Below are 16762 nucleotides of genomic sequence, written 5' to 3' on the forward strand. Positions count from 1 at the left end.
CGGCCGGGCCTTCCCCCACCGAACGGCGGGGAGGGAAATGGCAGTTCGGCGGGTACAGCCGTCTCCGACCCGTCGGTAACTTCGTCTCCGGGCCGTCGCCGAACGCCTTCCGGTGTTCAGCAACGGGGGCGGTCCCCTGTGCAAGACGAAAGGTGCAGTACCGATGGACGAGTTCTACCTCGACGCCCGCGTGACCGTTTCCGCCGACCCGGCCGAGACGCAGCTGTCCCCCGCCGCGAGCATCGCCTCGCGCGTCGTCAGCAAGGCGGTCGTCAAGCAGACGATCAAGCAGACGATCAAGATGACGGCGGCCTGCGCCGCGGTCCGCACGAACGGCAAGTGCTGACCGAGCCGTCCGTTCACCTCGCGTGGTGGGTCCCCCGGCCGTCGCCGGCCGGGGGACCGGCCCCGAAGCTTCCTGGGCCGTACATGACCGACGCACCCGTCCTTCCGGCCGACCTCGTCGGCCGGGCCGCCGCCGTGGCCGACCTGATCGGGGAACGCCTGGACACGCCGGAGCGCGCCGACGCCGCGGCCGTGCGGGCCGCCCGGCAGACCGACACGCCCTTCTGGTCCGGTGCCTCCCTCAGCGAGGGGCACGCCGGTCTCGCCCTCCTGCACCTGCATGCCGCCCGCAGTTCGGCGGACGTCGGGTCCGCCGGGCGGGAGGAGGGGTTCGAGCGGGCCTCCGCCTTCATACGGGCCGCCTTCTCCGCCACCCGGGAGGATCCGCTGGAGCACCCCGGGCTGTTCGACGGGACCGCCGGGTTGGCGTTCGCCCTCCAGGACGTGTCCCGCGACGAGCCCCGCTTCCTTCCCAGTCTCGGCCGGCTCAACGAGCAGCTCGCCCGGCAGGTGCTCGCCGCCGCCTGGCCCGAGCAGCCCGGCGCCGTCGCCGACCACCACTACGACCTCGTCTACGGGGCTGCCGGGACCGCGGTCCAGCTGTGCGCCGCCCCGACCGCGACCCCGGTCGTCGAACAGGCCCTGGAGCGGTGTCTCAGGTACCTCGTGTGGGTCGCCGCGGAACGGAACCGGGCCGTCGCGGGCCGTCTCGACACCGGCATGTCCCACGGCGCCGCCGGGATCGCCGCCGCCCTGGCCACCGCCTGGCACCAGGACCGCCGGGTGCCCGGGCAGCGGGCCGCGCTGGACGGGCTGACCGGGTGGCTGTTGGCGGTCGGCCACGGTGACGGGCGCCGTCTGCAGTGGCCGCGGGCCGTGCCGACGGACGACGGCGAAGCCGCACCCGCCTGGTGCCACGGCACCGGGGGCGTCGCCGCCGGGCTGCTGGCCGTGGCCCGCGCGACCGGTGACCGGGGCCTGCGCGACCTGGCCTTCGCCGCGCTGGACGGGCTCCTCGACCGGGTCGCCGCCGGAGACGTACCGCGCTCGCCCACCGTCTGCCACGGCCTCGCCGGCCTGGTCGCGCTCGCCCACGAGTTCGCCGGCCACGGCAGTGCCGGGGCGGCCCGCGCCCTCCCGGCCCTCGCCCGCCGGCTGGTGGACGCCGCCGACCCGGACCTGCCCCTGGTCTACCGCGACCACGAGACCACCGGGCACGTCGTCGACAACCCCGGTCTCCTGACCGGCGCCGCCGGCGTCGCGCTCACCCTCCGCACCCTCGCCACCGGCCACCGGCCCGGCTGGTGGAACGCCCTGCTCCCCCGGTGACCCGACCGTGAGTGACCCGACCGTGCGGTGATCCGACCGTGCCCGAGACCCACAAGGACCCCGCCCCCGCCATGCAGCGGTACCACGCCCTCGACTTCCACCTCCTGCGCGCACCGGCCCTGCCCGTCGGTGCCTGGCGGGACGCCCTCGACGGGGGCGACCGCGACCGCACCCGGGCCCGACTGCGCGACCTCGTCGACGACCCCCGGGTCCGGCACGGGCTCGTCGCAGCCGGGAGCGGGCTGCTCGACGGGCTGGCGAAGCTCGACGAGCCGGCGAAGCCCGACGACCGGGCGAATCTCAACGAGCCGGCGAAGCCCGCCGGGCCGGGCCGGGCCGCAGGCACGGACGCCGGGAGCAAGGAGGCCCGGCGGGTCAGGTCGCGCACCCTGCGCTACCTCACCCGCATGAGCACCCGCCCCACCCCTTTCGGCGCCTTCTCCGGCGTCGCCCTCGGCACGTTCGGCGACACCACGACCGCCCGCCTCGGCGACACCGCGCTCGGTGACGCGCACGTACGGACCGACATGGCCTGGCTGCTCGCCCTGGTCCAACGCCTGGAGGGGGGCCCGGAGGTCCTGGCCAGGCTCGGCGTCCGCGTGAACGCCATGGCCCGCCGGGTGGGCGACCGGCTCGTGCTGCCCTCCTCCGGAGTGCACGGCGACTCCTCCGACCGCCGGGCCGTGCGCGTCCGCCACACCGCACCGCTGGCCCGGATCCGGAGCCTCGCCCCACCCGCCGCCCCCGTCCCGTACGCCACGCTGGTCACCGACCTCACCGCGGGCTTCCCCGCGGCCGGCCCTCAGCGGATCGGCGCCTTCGTCACCGAGCTGGTCGGTCTGGGGGTGCTCGTCACCGACCTGCGGCCGCCCGTCACCGAGCCGCGCCCCGAGACGTACGTCCTGGACCGCCTCACCGCCGCCGGCGTCACCCACCCCGCGGTGGCCGCGCTCCGGGAGGTCGTCGAGCTGACCGGCCCGGCCGCGCACGGCGACACCGCCGCCCTCCAGCGGCTGCGCGCCGCCCAGCGCGCCCTCGTCCCCGGACACACGGCCCAGCCGTTCCAAGTCGACTCCGCCCTCGACCTCACCGCGGGCACGCTCAACCGGCAGGTCGCCGACGAGGTCGCCGAGGCCGTGGGGTGCCTGGCCCGGCTCAGCCGCACCGCGCCCGCCGGGTACGACCACCTCGCCGCGTACCACCAGTCGTTCATGGAGCGGTACGGCACCGACGCCCTCGTGCCCGTCCTGGACCTGCTCGGCGCCGAACGCGGCCTGGACGCACCCAACGGCTACCTCACCCCGCCCCGCGCCATGGTCATGAACCAGCACGCGGCCGAGGCCGATCCGTCCACGGACCGGGCGCTCGTGGCCCTGGCGGCCGACGCCTGGCGGCGCGGTGCGGACGAGGTCGAACTGACCGACGAGGTGCTCCGGCGGCTGCTGCCCCCGGCGTCCCCGGACACCCCGGCCCGGGCCGACGACGCCCGCCCCGCCTGCCCCGGCGTCGACGCGTACGTCCAGATCGGCGCCGACAGCCCCGAGGCCATCGACCGGGGCGAGTGGCGGGCGGTGCTCAACGGCGACGGTCTCGGCGAAGGCGGCCGCACCTTCGGCCGGTTCCTCCACCTCCTCGGACCGGACGCCACCGACCGGCTCCGTGCCTACGCCCGGGCCCGCGAGGCCCTGGAGCCGGACGTCGTCGTCGCCGAGCTGGCGTACCTCCCCGCGAACGGCCGCGGCGCGAACGTGGCGATCCGCCCCGCGCTCCACTCGTACGAGATCCCCGTCAACGTCGCCCCCTCGGGCACCCCCGAACGGACCGTCGACCTCGCCGACATCCACGTCGGCGCCACCGACGAGGGTTTCCGCCTCTACTCGGCCCGGCTCGGGCGCGAACTCGTCGTCGTCCAGAACCACATGCTCAGCCCGTACGGGGCACCCAACGTCTGCCGCTTCCTCCTGGAGGTCTCCCGGGCCCGCTACGCCACCCCCACCGGCTTCGGCTGGGGCCCCGTCGAGGGCGCCCCGCACCTGCCGCGCGTCGTGCGCGGCCGGGTGGTCGTGCGCCCCGCCGAGTGGAACCTGCACCCGGCCGGGGCGCAGGCCGACGCCACCACGGCGGGTCCGGTACCCGTACCGCGCACGGCGGACGACGTGGCCGGCTGGCGCCGCACCTGGGGGGTGCCGCGCCACGTCTACCTCGCGGACGACGACAACCGGCTGCTGCTCGACCTCGACCACCCGGCCTGCGTCGACGAGCTCCTCGCCGACCTGCGCACCGCCACCGGCCGCACCACCCTCCAGGAGGCGCTGCCCGGACCGGACTCGGCGTGGCTGCGCGACGGCTCGGGGCGCGGCCACCTGTCCGAGGTGGTCGTCCCGCTCCTCGCCGCCCCGCAGGAGGGTGCGGCGCAGCAGCGTCCGCGTACCGCTCAGGCCGAGATCCGGCGCAAGGCCGCGCCCGACGCGCACCCCGCCCACCTGCCGGGCTCCGCATGGTCGTACCTCAGGCTGTACGCCGCCCGGGACCTCCACGACGAGATCGTCGCCACCGAACTCCCCTCCTTGATCGCGCAGCTGGGGGACGCCGGCCTCGCCCCGGACCGCTGGTTCTACATCCGGTACGCCGACCCCGACCCGCACCTGCGCATCAGGACCCGTACGGAGTCCGCCTCCGGTGCGGCCGCACTGACCGCGCTGTTCGCCTGGGGCGAGGGACTCGTACGGCGGGGGCTCGCCGACCGCCTGGAGGCGGCCACCTACCACCCGGAGATCAGCCGGTACGGCGGTCCCGCCGTGTACGACCACGTCGAGGAGCTCTTCGCCGCGAACTCGGCCGTCTCCTGCGGGCTGCAGCGCCTGTTGTGGGACAAGGAGCACGGCCTGGAACCCGAGGCCGTCACCATCGCCGCCGTCGACGCGCTGTACGCGCAGTGGGGGCTCGACGTCCGCGAGCGGCTGGCCGTCATGCCCCGCCCGGCGGAGGATGCGGAGGCGCGCGAGCGGTACCGGAAGGACCGGGACTACCTGTGCGAACTGCTGCGGCCCTGGGACCGCCGGCCGCACCCGCTCGGCCGCGCCCACCACGCCCGGCTGGCCGCCGTCCTCGACGCACAGGCCGCTGCCGTGGGACGGGCCGCCCGCGCGGTCGCCCGGGCGGAGGCCGCCGGCACGCTGTGGGGCACCCGGGACGCGATCCTGGCCAGCCTGGCGCACATGCAGGTCAACCGCCTGCTGCCGATGGACCGGCCCGCCGAGAACCGCTGCTACCTGGTGTGGGCGCACGTCCTGAACTGCCTGCGCGGGAGGCCCCAGTGAACGCCGGGCCCCACGCCCCGGAGCAGGACGCCGCGTCCCGGGAGCAGCGGCGGCTCTCCCGGGACCTGCGCTACTGGTGGCTCGTGGTGCGCTCGTTCTGGGGGCTCAGCCCGCTGCGGGTGACCGCCCTGGCCCTGCTCACGCTGCTGACCGCCGGCGTGCCGGCCGCCGGGATCTGGCTCACCGCCCACGCGGTGCAGGCGGTCGCCGACGCCGTCGAGGACACCCCGGGGGCGTGGGACCGGCTCACCACGGCAGCGGCCTGGCTGGTCGCGGTGGCGGTCGCCGAGCACGTGCTGTCGTCGGTCGCCCAGTACCTGAACTCCCTGCTCCAGCTGGAGTTCAGCGCGGAGATCGGCGAGCAGGTGATGGTCAAGGGCACCCGCATGGACCTCAGCGCCTACGAGGACCCCGAGGCGTACGACCGGCTCCAGCGCGCCCTGCGCGAGAGCGGCGGCGGCACGGCCTTCGAGGTCTTCGAGGAGATGCTGCGCACGCTCACCTCGCTGGCGTCGCTCGTGATGGTCAGCTCGGTGCTGTTCTCCTGGAACGCATGGCTCGCGGCCGTCATCCTCGTCGCCCCGGTGCCCGCGCTCGCCGCGCACGTCGTGTTCAGCAAGGAGGGGTACGCGGTCGAGTACCACCGCGCCCAGGACCGCCGCCGCGCCTTCTACTACCAGGACCTGACCACCACGGACTCCTCGTACAAGGAGGTGAAGCTCTACCAGCTGGGCCCGTACTTCGTGGACCGCTACCGGGCGCTGGTCCGGGGCTTCTTCCGGGTGGACCGGAGGCTGGCCCGCCGACGCCACGGCTGGTCGGCGGCGCTGGGCCTGGTCAGCGTGGCCGGCTCGGCCGGGGCCCTGGTCTTCGCCCTGACCTCGACCGTGTCGACGGGGCGCCTCGGCGAGCTGGCGGGGTACCTCCAGGCCCTCGGCGCCGTGCACGTGGCGGCCGGCGGACTGCTGCTCGGCGTGGCCACCCTTTACCAGAACACGCTGTTCGCCGGGAACCTCTTCGACTACCTCTCCCTGCCGGAGGAGAGCATCACGGGCGGCACCCGGCCGTTCCCCGCCCGGCTCGCCCACGGCATCGAGTTCCAGGACGTGACGTTCACCTACCCGGGCACCGAGACCACCGCCCTGAACCGCTTCAGCTGCTTCATCCCCGCCGGCACCTGCTGCGCCCTCGTCGGTGCCAACGGCGCCGGCAAGAGCACGATCGTCAAGCTCCTGACCCGGCTGTACGAGCCCACCCGAGGCCGCATCCTGATCGACGGCGTGCCCATCGAGGAGTACGACACGACCGAACTCCAGCGGAACATCGGCGTCGTCTTCCAGGACTTCATCCGCTACGAGATGCCCGTCCGCCACAACATCGGCTTCGGACGCGTCGGGCAGCTCGACGACACCGACCGCATCCGCGCGGCCGCCGAGGCGAGCGGGGCCGCACCGTTCGTCGACCGGCTCGACGCCGCGTACGACACCGTGCTGGGCCGGCACTTCGAGGGCGGCCGCCAACTGTCGGGCGGGCAGTGGCAGAAGATCGCCCTCGCCCGGGCGTTCCTGCGGGACGCGCCGATCGCGATCCTCGACGAGCCGACCGCCGCGATCGACCCCGAGGCGGAGGCGGACGTCTTCGGCCGGCTGCGCACCATCTGCGCGCGGGCGACCTCCCTCGTGGTCTCGCACCGGTTCTCGACCGTCCGGGTCGCCGACAGGATCCTCGTCCTGGAGGACGGCTCGCTCATCGAGGAGGGCAGCCACGAAGAACTGCTGGCCCTGGACGGCACGTACGCCCGGCTCTTCCGGCTCCAGGCCGACGCGTACCTGACGCCGCCGCCACGGGCGGCCGAGCACGCCCAGGCTCCCGCGTGACCGCCCTTCCCCCGCCCCCGCACCGACATCCGCACCCGCCGACGTCCACGGAGACTCCCATGACCACGAACGCCCCGGGCGCCCCGCCGCCCCTGGCCCTGATGTACCCGCTGATGGCCTGCGACCTGGACGAACTCGCCGCCTTCGGCCGGGCCGTCGGGGAACTGTCACTGGCGCGCCTGTACCTGGGGCAGTCGCTGGTCGTCGACACCCACCAGGCGTTCGCCCACCTCGCCGGGCGTGGCATCCGGGTGCCCACGGGGACCAGCGTCGCGCTGACCGCGCTGCGGCACCCCCTGGACGCGGCGGTGCAGGCCCGGTCCCTGGCGCTGCTGACAGGGCGGCCGGTGCTCGCCGGGTTCGGCGCCGGGGACCCCGACACCGTGGCGGCGCTGCGCGGGGAACCGTACGAGAGCCCGCTGACCGCCGTCGCCGAATACCTGGGCGTGGTGCGGCGGCTGCTGGACGGCGAGGCCGTGGACGACTTCCGGGGGCGGTACGTGCGGCTCGACGGCGGGCCGCTGCCGCAGCCGCACCCGGCGGCGCCCCGCCCGGCCGTGTCGCTCGGCGTGGGCGTGCTCCGCCCGCGCATGGCCCACGTTGCCGGTCAGGTCGCCGACGTGGCGATCACCCTGCTGACTCCGGCCGCCCACCTGGCCGACGAGATCGTCCCCGCCCTGGCGCGGGGCGCCGCGTCCCGCGGGCGGGCGGCGCCCGGGGTGACGGCGATCGTTCCGTGTGCGGTGCGCAGGCCCGGCCGGGATGCCCGGAAGCTGGCGTACGCGGCGCACCAACTGCACCTGGAGGGCGCGCACTACGCGGCCATGCTGCGCGCGGCCGGGCTCGCCGTGGACGTGTCCGACCCGTGGGGCGGGGCGGGCGCGCTGGTCGACGGCGGCGTCTTCGCGTACGGGACACCCGACGAGGTGGCCGACCGCCTCACCGGTTACGGTGAAGCGGGGGCGACCGAGATCGCGCTGAGCTGCGCGGGGGTCCTGCTGACCGAGGGTCCCGAGGCGGCACTGGCCGATGTGCGGGCCATCGCCGAGGCGGTGCGCGACCGGGCAGCGGCACGCGACCGGTGACCGCCGCGTGCGTGCGCGCGCGTACGAACCGGCGGACCGGATCCGCCCACGTCTTCCACGAGTCGTCCGAGTTGAGGAGCGATCAACCACATGTTGTTGCTGGAATTCGCCGCGCACTGCCTGATGGACCTGGTGGTGTGGGTCGGCGGCAAGGGGCTCGACCGGGCCCGTTCGGCCCGCCACATCACCGCGTTGCGGGGCGGTGAGCCGGTGACGCTGCGCTGCCGGTACCGCACGGGCGACCGGCCGGCCGCAATGCAGCGCGGGAAGCTCACGTTGAGCCGGTCCGGCGCCACGCTCGACGGACCCCGCACGAGCGGGCTGCGGCTGGCGGGACCGACCGGGACGGCCACCGGGGGCGGGCGCGGCGGTACGGCCGTGACCTGCGCCACCGTCGAAGGCGAGAAGGTCGAACTGCTGCTCCTGACTTGGGACTCCACCCTGGTCGCGCTCGTCAAGGAAGCCCTCGACACGCGTTCCTGAAGTGGTTCGCCGCGTTCCGCAGAGCCCCACCCCGATACGTCAACCCTTTTTACCGAGTTGATACCTTGGCAGAAGTGCGGCCAAACGGGGTGGCTGCTCTAAGGGGGCGTGATGATCCGCGTAATGATTGTCGACGACGAAGTTCTGCTGCGGTCGTGCATGCAGCGCATTCTGGAGGGCGAACCGGACATCGACGTGCCGGTCGCATGCGACGGCACGGCGGCGCTGGAGGCCATCGCACTCCACCGGCCGGACGTGGTGCTGCTCGACCTGCGCATGCCGGAGGTGGACGGGTTCACGGTCCTGGCCGGACTCGGCACCCTCCCGGATCCGCCGGCCGTGGCGATCCTGACGACCTTCCTGGCCGACGAGGACATCGCGGCCGTGCTGGCTTCCGGGGCCCGGGGCTTCCTGCTGAAGGACGCGACGCCGCAGGAACTCGTCCATGCGGTACGGGTGCTGGCCTCCGGCGGGACGGTGCTGTCCCCACAGGCGGCGCGCATCGTGGTGGACGGCTACCTCGGCGGCGGGCCGGGCCACGACGGCCCGAACCCGCGCCCGGCCACCGGTCCGGACCCCCGGCTGGACTCGCTCACCGAGCGGGAGCAGCAGGTGCTGGACCTGCTGGCGGAAGGCCTGACCAATGCCGACATCGGGCGCCGGCTGCTGCTGAGCGCGTCCACGGCCAAGGAGCACGTCAGCGCCATCCTGGCCAAGCTCGGCCTGGCCAACCGCGTGCAGGCGGCCGTGCTGGCGCACCGCGCCGCGTCCGCTCCGGACCGGCACCGCCCACAGGCCCTCGCCGGCACCCGCTGAGGCGGCCGGGGTCCACCCGGGCCTGGGCACCGCCGCGGCGCGGCCCGGAGCCGGCCTCCACCCTCCCGGACACCACCGGACCGTCTCCCCTCGGCCCGGCCCCGACCATGCCCCAGGGCACCCGTTTGGAGTGACTCCCGCATGACCCTCGGCAATGCGCTGTACGACCGCAAGCTGGCGAGCGTGTACGACCTCATGTACCCGATCGACCACGACACGGAGCAGGCGGTCGCCTTCGTCGCCTCGCTCACCCGGCCGGGCGGCAGCGTGCTCGAACTCGGCGTCGGCACCGGCAGGATCGCCGTCCCGCTGGCCGGCCTCGGCTTCACCGTGCACGGCATCGACGGCTCCGGGGCGATGCTCGACGAGCTGCGCGCGCGAGACCCGGAGGGAGCGGTGACCACGCAGGTCGGCGACTTCACCGAAGAGGGCACGGGGCGCGTCTTCGACACCGTGACCCTGGTGCTGAACACGTTCTTCGTGGCGATCAGCAAGGAGCAGCAGCTCGGCTGCCTGCGGCGGGTCCGGCAGCAGCTGGCACCCGGCGGCCGGTTCGTGCTGGAGGCGTTCGACCCGGCGCCGTACCACCACATGGCGAAGCCGGACCACTCGATGCGCCACCTCGACGAGCGGTCCGTCATGCTGGACACGCTGACCGTGGACCGCTCCCAGCAGCTCATGCTGTCGACCCACACGATCATCGACGGCGGTGCACCGGAGACCCGCGAGCACCTGCTGCGCTACGCCTTCCCCTTCGAGATCGACCTGCTGGCGGAACTCTCCGGGCTGCGGCTGCTGGAGCGCGCGGAGGACTGGGCGGGTACCCCGTACACCTCGTCCAGCCTGCGGCACGTGTCGGTCTACGAGGCCGACCCGGACTCCCCCTGGGCGGCGACGGGCTGACCCAGCGGCAGCTCCGCGCTGACGACGAAGCCGCCGTCCGGGGTGGCGTCGGCACGGAAGCGGCCGCCGACGAGCGCGGTGCGCTCCTCCAGGCCGGTGAGGCCGAAGCCGCCGGACGGCGGGGCGAGGACGGGCACTGTGCCGTGCGGGGCGGGGACGGGCGCCGTGCCGTGCGGGGCCGGCCCGTTGCGGACCTCCACGAGGAGGGCGTCGCCCGCGGCGGACGGACCCACCGTGACCTGGACGCGGGAGCCCGGAGCGTACTTGCGCACGTTGGTCAGGGCCTCCTGGACGGTGCGGAAGGCGGCCTGCTCGACGACCGGGCCCCAGCTCCGGCCCTCGGGGAGGTCCAGGTCGAGGGCGAGGACCGTGTCCAGGCGGGCCTCCTGGACCAGCGTGCGGAGATTGGCCAGCCGGGCGGGACCGCCCTCGGCGGGCCGGTCCGCCGAGTGGCGCAGGACGCCGACGATGTCGCGGAGTTCCGCCAGGGCGTCGGCGGCGTGCCGGCGGATCGCCTCGGCGTCCTCCCGGACGGTGTCGTCCGGGGCCGTGGCCCACAGGGCGCCGGACTGGGCGGCGATGATGCCGAGGTGGTACGAGACGGTGTCGTGCATCTCGCGGGCCATGCGCGTGCGTTCCTCTGCGACGGCCCGCTCGGCCTCCAGGCGGCGGCCGTGCGCCTGGGACGCGGACAGCTCGGCGAGGTGGGCCCTCAGCTCGGACCTGGTACGGGCCAGCCGGCCCAGGCCGGCAGGGCCGAGGCTGAACATGAGGGCCACCTGAACGACGATCAGGTGCTCGCTCCACGTCATGGCCGCCGCGTCGACGGTGAGTCCGGCCCACAGGGTCGCCCCGAAGAGGCCCGCTCCGCCGGCCACGACCACCCGGCGGCGGGCGGTTCCGGCGGCCAGCGTGAACATGGCGACCATGGGGGCGAGCCACAGGAAGCCGGTGGCCATCGACGGCAGGGTGGCCAGGAGCACCGTCGCGGGGAACCTGCGCCGCAGCATCAGGGCGACCAGCGCGGGCGGGCACACGAGCGCGGCCGTGGTGTCGAGCTGGCCGTGCAGGGTGAGCAGTTCCAGGGAGGCCGCCGCGGTGACGACGGCGTCGACGAGGACCCTGCGGTGGCGGCCTCGCCGGGGCGGGCCGCCGGGAGCGGGCGGTGGGGCCGGGACGGATCCGGGCGTGGCCGTGCTCATGTGGTGCTTCCTCGCGTCTCACAGGTGGGGCCGCTGCGTTGCCTCCGGCAGTATCGCCGAGCCCTCGGACACCGGTCCGGCCGCGGTACCCCGCCCGGGGCCCCGGCGCCCGGCCCGGGGGAGGGCCCGGGGGCCCGGAGCCGGCCCGTCTCACCGGAGTGCGCGCACCGCGCAGCGGGTGGTACCGGTGCCTCGGCGGGGAGAGCCGCCCCGTCTGCCGCTGCGGTGCGGGGGCGCCTAGGATCCGGGCATGGCCCTGATCATGAGTGACGTGGACCGGTTCGAGAAGGCCAGGCCCCGGCTGGAGGCCATCGCCTACCGGCTGCTCGGCTCGTCGAGCGAGGCCGAGGACGCCGTGCAGGAGACGTTCCTGCGCTGGCAGGCGGCCGACGTCGGGCGGATCGCGGTGCCCGAGGCCTGGCTGACGAAGGTCCTCACCAACTGGTGCCTGAATCAGCTCACTTCGGCCCGCGCCCGGCGCGAGACGTACGTGGGGCGCTGGCTGCCCGAACCGCTGCTCGCCGGGGACCCGATGCTCGGCCCGGCCGACAGCGCCGAGCAGCGCGAGTCGGTGTCGTACGCCGTCCTCGTCCTGCTGGAGCGCCTGTCGCCGGGCGAGCGGGCCGTGTACGTACTGCGCGAGGCCTTCGACCACCCGCACCGGGAGATCGCCGAGATCCTGGACATCACCGAAGCCGCCGCCCAGCAGATCTACCACCGGGCCAGGAAGCACATCGCGGACGGCAGGGCGCGCGCCGAGATCGACGGGGCCGCCGCCCAAAGGATCGTCGAGGAGTTCCTGGCCGCGGCGGCCAGTGGCCGTACCGAACCCCTCGTACGCCTGCTCACCCAGGACGCCGTCTCGGTCGGCGACGGCGGCGGGAAGGTCCCGGCCCGCGCGAAGGCGTTCGAGGGCGCGCTCGCGGTCGCCACGTTCCTGCGCGGCATGTTCAAGCCCAGCGCGGCCAAGCGGGCCCATGTCGGCGGCGCGGCCGACATCTACGCCGCGACCGCGAACGGCGGGCCCGCCCTCGTGGCGGTCGTGGACGGCCGGGTCGTCGGGATCATCTGCCTGGAGGTCACCGCGGAGGGCATCTCCGCGGTCCGCAGCCAGGTCAACCCCGACAAGCTCGTCCGCGCGACCGGGCACTGGGCCGCCGCGGACCACCGGGAGGGCCCGCTCCACACCCTCTGAGGAGATGTGGCGCAGGTCACATGCGGATCCTGTCAGGGAACGGGGGGCTGTCCGGTTCAAGAGGCGACACCACGCCGGACACCGGCGGCACCCGCCCAGACAGGAGCACGGACATGCAGCACCGCATCGTCGTCCTCGGAGCCGGCTACACCGGAGCCACCGCCGCCGGCCGGCTCGCCCGGCGGCTGCACCGCGAGGACGTCACCATCACCCTCGTCACCCCCGAGCCCGACTTCGTCGAGCGCGTCCGGCTGCACCAGGTCGCGGCCGGCCAGGACCTCGCGCCCCGGCCGTTCGGCGAGATGTTCGCGGGCACGGGCGTGGAGCTGAAGCTCGCGAGGGTCACCGCCGTGGACGTGGACCGGAAGGCGGTGACGCTCGCCGCCGCCGACGGCCCCGGGCCGCAGGGGCTGGAGGGGCCGCAGGGGCCGCAGGAGGCGGAGGAGCTGGAGGAGCTGGAGTACGACACGCTGGTGTACGCCTTCGGCAGCGGCTGGAACGACGGGGGTGTCCCCGGCACCGCCGAACACGCCGACGAGATCTCCAGCCGTCCCGGCGCCCTCCGCCTCCGCGGCCGCCTGGCCGCCCTGGACGCCGGCCGGCCCGTGGTCGTGGTCGGCGGCGGCCTGACCGGCCTGGAGGCCGCGACCGAGATCGCCGAGGCCCGCCCCGACCTCGACGTCGCCCTGGCCGCCCGCGGCGCCCTCGGCGACTGGCTCTCGGCGAAGGGACGCGCCCACCTGCGGAAGGTGGTGGACGGGCTCGGCATCACGGTCCACGAGCACACCGAGGTCAGCGCCGTGGCAGCGGACGGCGTGACGACCGCCGACGGCCGGACCCTCGCCGCCGGCATCACCGTGTGGACCACCGGATTCGCCGTCCACCCGATCGCCCGGGCCACCGCCCTGGAACTCGGCGACGACGGCCGGATCGCGGTCGACACCACGATGCGCTCGGTGTCGCACCCGGACGTGTACGCCGTGGGCGACGCGGCGACGGCGACCGGCCCGGGCGGAAGGCCGCTGCGCATGTCCTGCGCCTCGGGCATCCCCATGGCCTGGCAGGCGGCCGATGCCATCGCCGCCCGGCTCACCGGCACCAAGGTCCCCGGCGCCTCGATCCGCTACTTCCAGCAGTGCGTCTCCCTCGGCCGCAAGGAGGGCCTGATCCAGTTCGTCACCGCCGACGACCGGGCGGTCGACAGCGCCCTGACGGGCCGCGTGGCCGCCGTCTACAAGGAGCTGATCTGCAAGGGCGCGGCCTGGGGCGTCGCCCACCCGACGGCGGGCGTGCCGTCCCGGCGCCGGCGTGTCGTACGGCCGCAGACCCGGAGCCGTGCCCAGGCGGAGGCGACGGCCTGACCGCGCGACGCACCGCGGCGCGACCGGCGGCCACGGCCGGGCGCGGGTGGCCGTAGCCGGGCGGCGCGGGTGGCCGTGGCCGGCCGGGGGTGGGCTAGGCCCGGCCGCCGGGGCGCTCCGGCCGGGCCCCGGTACGCCCCGGCCGGCGGTGGGACAGCACCCGGCCCAGGTCCAGCACGCTCAGGCCGAACATGAGGATGCCCAGGGGGACATGGAGCGAGGCCACGTGCGCGATGCCCAGCACCACCTGCACCGAGGCGAGGACGAGGAAGCCGGAGGCGTACAGGACGGGGCGGGGCGAGCCGCCGCCCGGGCGCCATGCCAGGATCGCGGCGAGCACGTACAGCATCGATGCGCCGTACATCACGCGCGAGCCGACGTCGTGGAGTGCGGCGCCGTACGCCGAGGACAGCAGCAGTCCGGCCGTTGCCGCCTGGAAGAAGAGGGCCGAGGTCTGCAGGGCTATCGCGACCTGCGGGAAGGTGATCCGGCCCGGTACTGCCGTCGTCTGCGTGGCCATGGCGCGGCCCCCTCTTCTGCCTCGCGGCGGTGGATCGTCGGATCGTCGGTCTCTCGCCGGTCCGACGACGCGGGCCCGCGAAATGTGAGGCGAAGGGGGAGCTCACCATCCGGTGCGCTGTTTCGTCGGAGTACCGGAAAGCCGAAGCGGACGAGAAGAACCAGGGAGCGGTCGCGACCATGAGCACCCCATCCGAGGCAGGGCAGGACCCGTCCGAGCCGGCCCTGAGCGTGATCGTCGACGAGCGGCGCCAGCTGATCAATCTCGCCTACCGGCTGCTCGGTTCGCTGGCCGAGGCAGAGGACGCCGTACAGGAGACCTACACCCGCTGGTACGCGATGTCGCCGCAGCGGCGGGAGGCCGTCGCGTCTCCCGGTGCCTGGCTGACGACGGTGGCCGGCCGCATCTGCCTCGACGTGCTCGGCTCGGCGCGGGTCCGGCGCGAGCGCTACGTCGGCGCGTGGATACCCGAGCCGGTCCCCGACCGTACGGAGTGGATCGGCGGACGGACGGGCGGGGGCAGCGCCGATCCGGGCGACCCCGCCGACCGGATCACCCTGGACGAATCGGTGAACATGGCCTTCCTCGTCGTACTGGAGGCGATGACGCCGGCGGAACGCGTGGCGTTCATCCTCCACGACGTCTTCCGCTACCCGTTCGCGGAGGTCGCCGAGATCGTCGGCCGGACCCCCGCGGCCTGCCGGCAGCTCGCCACCTCCGCCCGCCGGCGCATCCACGCCGCGCGGCCCCCGTCGGCGGCGACGGCCGGACAGGCGGGCCTCGTACGGGACTTCAAGGAGGCGTGGGAGGCCAAGGACATCGAGGCCCTCGTCGGCCTCCTCGACCCCGACGCCACGATGACCGCCGACGGCGGCGGGTTGGTCGGCACCGTCCTGCGCCCGGTCGAGGGCAGCGGGCGCATCGCCCAGTACCTGATCCACATCGCCGACAAGGCGCCGGGACTGACCCTCCTGGAACGCACGGTCAACGGCCGGCCCGGCCTGGTCGCCCAACACGACGGCGTCACCGTGACCGTGGCCGCGTTCGGTCTCGCCGGCGGCCGCATCACCCGGATCTGGGCCGTGCGCAACCCGGAGAAGCTCCGTCCCTGGACCGAGACGACCGGACAGGGCTGACCGGCCGTGGGTCCGCGGATCCGACTCATCGAGAACGGCGGTGACCCGACGAGGAGTTGTTGAGCATGGGGTACGCGATCCGGGCCGCCGCCGGTGGAGCTGAGGGCGCCGAGCACCGCGTCGGCCAGCCGGTCCGGCGCGCTCACCCCGGCGAGCGGCACGAACCAGACCCGGCCGCGTGCGTGGGCGCGGTCCCGGGTGGCCGCCTCGAAGGAGAGCCGGGTCTTGCCCGCGCCCCCGGGGCCGACGAGTGACGAGTCGGTTGTGCTCCAACCGCGTTGCGAGTCGCGCCAGTTCGCCGTCGCGGCCGACGAGGCTGGTGAGCCGGGCCGGGAGGCGGCTCGGAGCGGTCCCGGGCCGCTCGGCGGGCGCCGCCAGCTCACCCCGCAGCAGGGCCAGGTGGATGTCCCGCAGCTCGGCCGACGGATCGACGCCGAGTTCGTCGCCGAGCCGCTCCCGTATCGCCTCGTACACCGCGAGCGAGGGCGTCGGACTGCCGTCCGGCCGCGGACAGGGCCCGCATCCGCAGTCCGGCGACCCGTTCGCTCAACGGCCGCTCAGAACCGGCCCTTTCGAGGTCGGCCAGCACCTCGCCGTACCGTCCGAGCCGCAGCTCGGCTTCGCTGTGGTCCTCGGCCGCGGCGGTGCGCAGGTCGTCGAGCCGGGTCGCGACGGGCCCGGCGAACGGGGCGTCGAGGACATCGGCGAGCGCCGTGCCCCGCCACAGCCCGAGCGCCGCGCCGAGCAGCGCGGCCGCCTCACCGGCCCGCCCGGCCGCGAGCTCCCGCCGCCCCCGGGCCGCCAGGTCCTCGAAGCGGTGCACGTCCACGTCCTCGGCCCGCACCGAGAGCCGGTAGCCGCCGGACGCGGACTCCACCGCCGCCGACCCGCGCAGCGCCCTGCGCAGGCGCGACACCAGTGCCTGCAGCGCGTTGGTCGCGTCGGCGGGCGGCTCCTCGCCCCAGAGGCCGTCGACGAGCGCGTCGGCGGACACCGTACGGCCCTCTTCGAGGGCGAGCCGGGCCAGCAGCATCCGCAACCGCGCTCCCCCGACCTCGACCGGCGTCACCTCGTCGGCGTACACCTGAACCGGTCCCAGCAGCTCCACGCGCACCACGGCGGCCTCCCCCTCCCGGACCGACCGGCCGCTACCGTGTCGATCTTCCTTCGAACGCCGGGTCAGCATCACC

Annotated in this window: 14 protein-coding genes and 2 pseudogenes; 12 read left to right on the forward strand and 4 right to left on the reverse strand. The window is 74.9% G+C overall.

Going from position 1 to position 16762, the window contains the following annotated elements:
• Positions 1 to 163: 163 nt before the first annotated feature.
• The 8 genes from ACFWTC_RS15050 to ACFWTC_RS15085 all read left to right on the forward strand — a co-directional run bounded on the left by ACFWTC_RS15050 (position 164) and on the right by ACFWTC_RS15085 (position 10158).
• Positions 164 to 346 (forward strand): hypothetical protein, encoded by a 183-nt coding sequence (locus ACFWTC_RS15050; protein WP_383928539.1) that lies wholly within the window; start codon positions 164 to 166, stop codon positions 344 to 346.
• A gap of 83 nt (positions 347 to 429) precedes the next feature.
• Positions 430 to 1674 carry a lanthionine synthetase LanC family protein gene (locus ACFWTC_RS15055; RefSeq protein WP_384027476.1) on the forward strand — a complete coding sequence of 415 codons (1245 nt, stop codon included), beginning with the start codon at positions 430 to 432 and terminating at the stop codon, positions 1672 to 1674.
• A gap of 38 nt (positions 1675 to 1712) precedes the next feature.
• A complete protein-coding gene (locus ACFWTC_RS15060; protein WP_384027474.1) occupies positions 1713 to 4994 on the forward strand; it encodes a lantibiotic dehydratase in 3282 nt (1093 codons plus the stop codon).
• Positions 4991 to 6871, forward strand: a complete 1881-nt coding sequence (locus ACFWTC_RS15065) for an ABC transporter ATP-binding protein (protein WP_383928530.1) — start codon at positions 4991 to 4993, stop codon at positions 6869 to 6871. The genes ACFWTC_RS15060 and ACFWTC_RS15065 overlap by 4 nt, the downstream gene beginning before the upstream one ends.
• A gap of 59 nt (positions 6872 to 6930) precedes the next feature.
• On the forward strand, positions 6931 to 7956 hold the full coding sequence (locus tag ACFWTC_RS15070) for an LLM class flavin-dependent oxidoreductase (RefSeq protein WP_384027472.1): 1026 nt from the start codon (positions 6931 to 6933) through the stop codon (positions 7954 to 7956).
• Positions 7957 to 8046: 90 nt separating this feature from the next.
• On the forward strand, positions 8047 to 8439 hold the full coding sequence (locus ACFWTC_RS15075; RefSeq protein ID WP_384027470.1) for a hypothetical protein: 393 nt from the start codon (positions 8047 to 8049) through the stop codon (positions 8437 to 8439).
• 123 nt (positions 8440 to 8562) lie between these two features.
• Positions 8563 to 9255: a response regulator gene (locus ACFWTC_RS15080; protein ID WP_384027468.1), complete on the forward strand. Its 693-nt coding sequence runs from the start codon at positions 8563 to 8565 to the stop codon at positions 9253 to 9255.
• Positions 9256 to 9396: 141 nt separating this feature from the next.
• Complete coding sequence (locus ACFWTC_RS15085; protein ID WP_383928519.1) at positions 9397 to 10158, forward strand: class I SAM-dependent methyltransferase; 762 nt, start codon at positions 9397 to 9399, stop codon at positions 10156 to 10158.
• On the opposite strand, the gene ACFWTC_RS15090 is transcribed toward ACFWTC_RS15085, so the two are convergent.
• Positions 10116 to 11360: a sensor histidine kinase gene (locus tag ACFWTC_RS15090; RefSeq protein WP_383928516.1), complete on the reverse strand. Its 1245-nt coding sequence runs from the start codon at positions 11358 to 11360 to the stop codon at positions 10116 to 10118. The genes ACFWTC_RS15085 and ACFWTC_RS15090 overlap by 43 nt on opposite strands.
• Positions 11361 to 11610: 250 nt before the next feature.
• Here ACFWTC_RS15090 and sigJ (ACFWTC_RS15095) point away from each other — a divergent pair, with 250 nt between their 5' ends.
• Positions 11611 to 12555: an RNA polymerase sigma factor SigJ gene (sigJ, locus tag ACFWTC_RS15095; RefSeq protein ID WP_383928514.1), complete on the forward strand. Its 945-nt coding sequence runs from the start codon at positions 11611 to 11613 to the stop codon at positions 12553 to 12555.
• 113 nt (positions 12556 to 12668) lie between these two features.
• Positions 12669 to 13916 (forward strand): NAD(P)/FAD-dependent oxidoreductase, encoded by a 1248-nt coding sequence (locus ACFWTC_RS15100; protein WP_384027466.1) that lies wholly within the window; start codon positions 12669 to 12671, stop codon positions 13914 to 13916.
• 94 nt (positions 13917 to 14010) lie between these two features.
• Here ACFWTC_RS15100 and ACFWTC_RS15105 read toward each other — a convergent pair whose 3' ends face one another.
• Positions 14011 to 14436, reverse strand: a complete 426-nt coding sequence (locus tag ACFWTC_RS15105) for a hypothetical protein (RefSeq protein WP_383928509.1) — start codon at positions 14434 to 14436, stop codon at positions 14011 to 14013.
• Between the two features lie 179 nt (positions 14437 to 14615).
• Here ACFWTC_RS15105 and sigJ (ACFWTC_RS15110) point away from each other — a divergent pair, with 179 nt between their 5' ends.
• Positions 14616 to 15572, forward strand: a complete 957-nt coding sequence (gene sigJ / locus ACFWTC_RS15110) for an RNA polymerase sigma factor SigJ (RefSeq protein WP_383928507.1) — start codon at positions 14616 to 14618, stop codon at positions 15570 to 15572.
• Positions 15573 to 15637: 65 nt separating this feature from the next.
• On the forward strand, positions 15638 to 15826 hold the full coding sequence (locus tag ACFWTC_RS15115; protein WP_384027464.1) for a hypothetical protein: 189 nt from the start codon (positions 15638 to 15640) through the stop codon (positions 15824 to 15826).
• Positions 15827 to 15998: 172 nt separating this feature from the next.
• On the opposite strand, the pseudogene ACFWTC_RS15120 reads toward ACFWTC_RS15115, so the two are convergent.
• Positions 15999 to 16046, reverse strand: a pseudogene (locus tag ACFWTC_RS15120) (hypothetical protein); the annotation flags it as partial.
• Positions 16047 to 16110: 64 nt separating this feature from the next.
• Positions 16111 to 16758: pseudogene (locus tag ACFWTC_RS15125) on the reverse strand (BTAD domain-containing putative transcriptional regulator); the annotation flags it as partial.
• Between the last annotated feature and the right edge of the window lie 4 nt (positions 16759 to 16762).

Source organism: Streptomyces sp. NPDC058619 (assembly GCF_042717785.1).
Taxonomy (GTDB): Bacteria; Actinomycetota; Actinomycetes; order Streptomycetales; family Streptomycetaceae; genus Streptomyces.

What these genes read in the sequence shown, in the direction of transcription:
- ACFWTC_RS15100 (WP_384027466.1), top strand. Translation starts at nt 12,669, where the DNA reads ATGCAGCACCGCATCGTCGTCCTCGGAGCCGGCTACACCGGAGCCACC.
- sigJ (WP_383928507.1), top strand. Translation starts at nt 14,616, where the DNA reads ATGAGCACCCCATCCGAGGCAGGGCAGGACCCGTCCGAGCCGGCCCTG.
- sigJ (WP_383928514.1), top strand. Translation starts at nt 11,611, where the DNA reads ATGGCCCTGATCATGAGTGACGTGGACCGGTTCGAGAAGGCCAGGCCC.
- ACFWTC_RS15080 (WP_384027468.1), top strand. Translation starts at nt 8,563, where the DNA reads ATGATTGTCGACGACGAAGTTCTGCTGCGGTCGTGCATGCAGCGCATT.
- ACFWTC_RS15090 (WP_383928516.1), bottom strand. Translation starts at nt 11,360, where the DNA reads ATGAGCACGGCCACGCCCGGATCCGTCCCGGCCCCACCGCCCGCTCCC.
- ACFWTC_RS15085 (WP_383928519.1), top strand. Translation starts at nt 9,397, where the DNA reads ATGACCCTCGGCAATGCGCTGTACGACCGCAAGCTGGCGAGCGTGTAC.
- ACFWTC_RS15105 (WP_383928509.1), bottom strand. Translation starts at nt 14,436, where the DNA reads ATGGCCACGCAGACGACGGCAGTACCGGGCCGGATCACCTTCCCGCAG.
- ACFWTC_RS15055 (WP_384027476.1), top strand. Translation starts at nt 430, where the DNA reads ATGACCGACGCACCCGTCCTTCCGGCCGACCTCGTCGGCCGGGCCGCC.
- ACFWTC_RS15115 (WP_384027464.1), top strand. Translation starts at nt 15,638, where the DNA reads ATGGGGTACGCGATCCGGGCCGCCGCCGGTGGAGCTGAGGGCGCCGAG.
- ACFWTC_RS15075 (WP_384027470.1), top strand. Translation starts at nt 8,047, where the DNA reads ATGTTGTTGCTGGAATTCGCCGCGCACTGCCTGATGGACCTGGTGGTG.
- ACFWTC_RS15050 (WP_383928539.1), top strand. Translation starts at nt 164, where the DNA reads ATGGACGAGTTCTACCTCGACGCCCGCGTGACCGTTTCCGCCGACCCG.
- ACFWTC_RS15070 (WP_384027472.1), top strand. Translation starts at nt 6,931, where the DNA reads ATGACCACGAACGCCCCGGGCGCCCCGCCGCCCCTGGCCCTGATGTAC.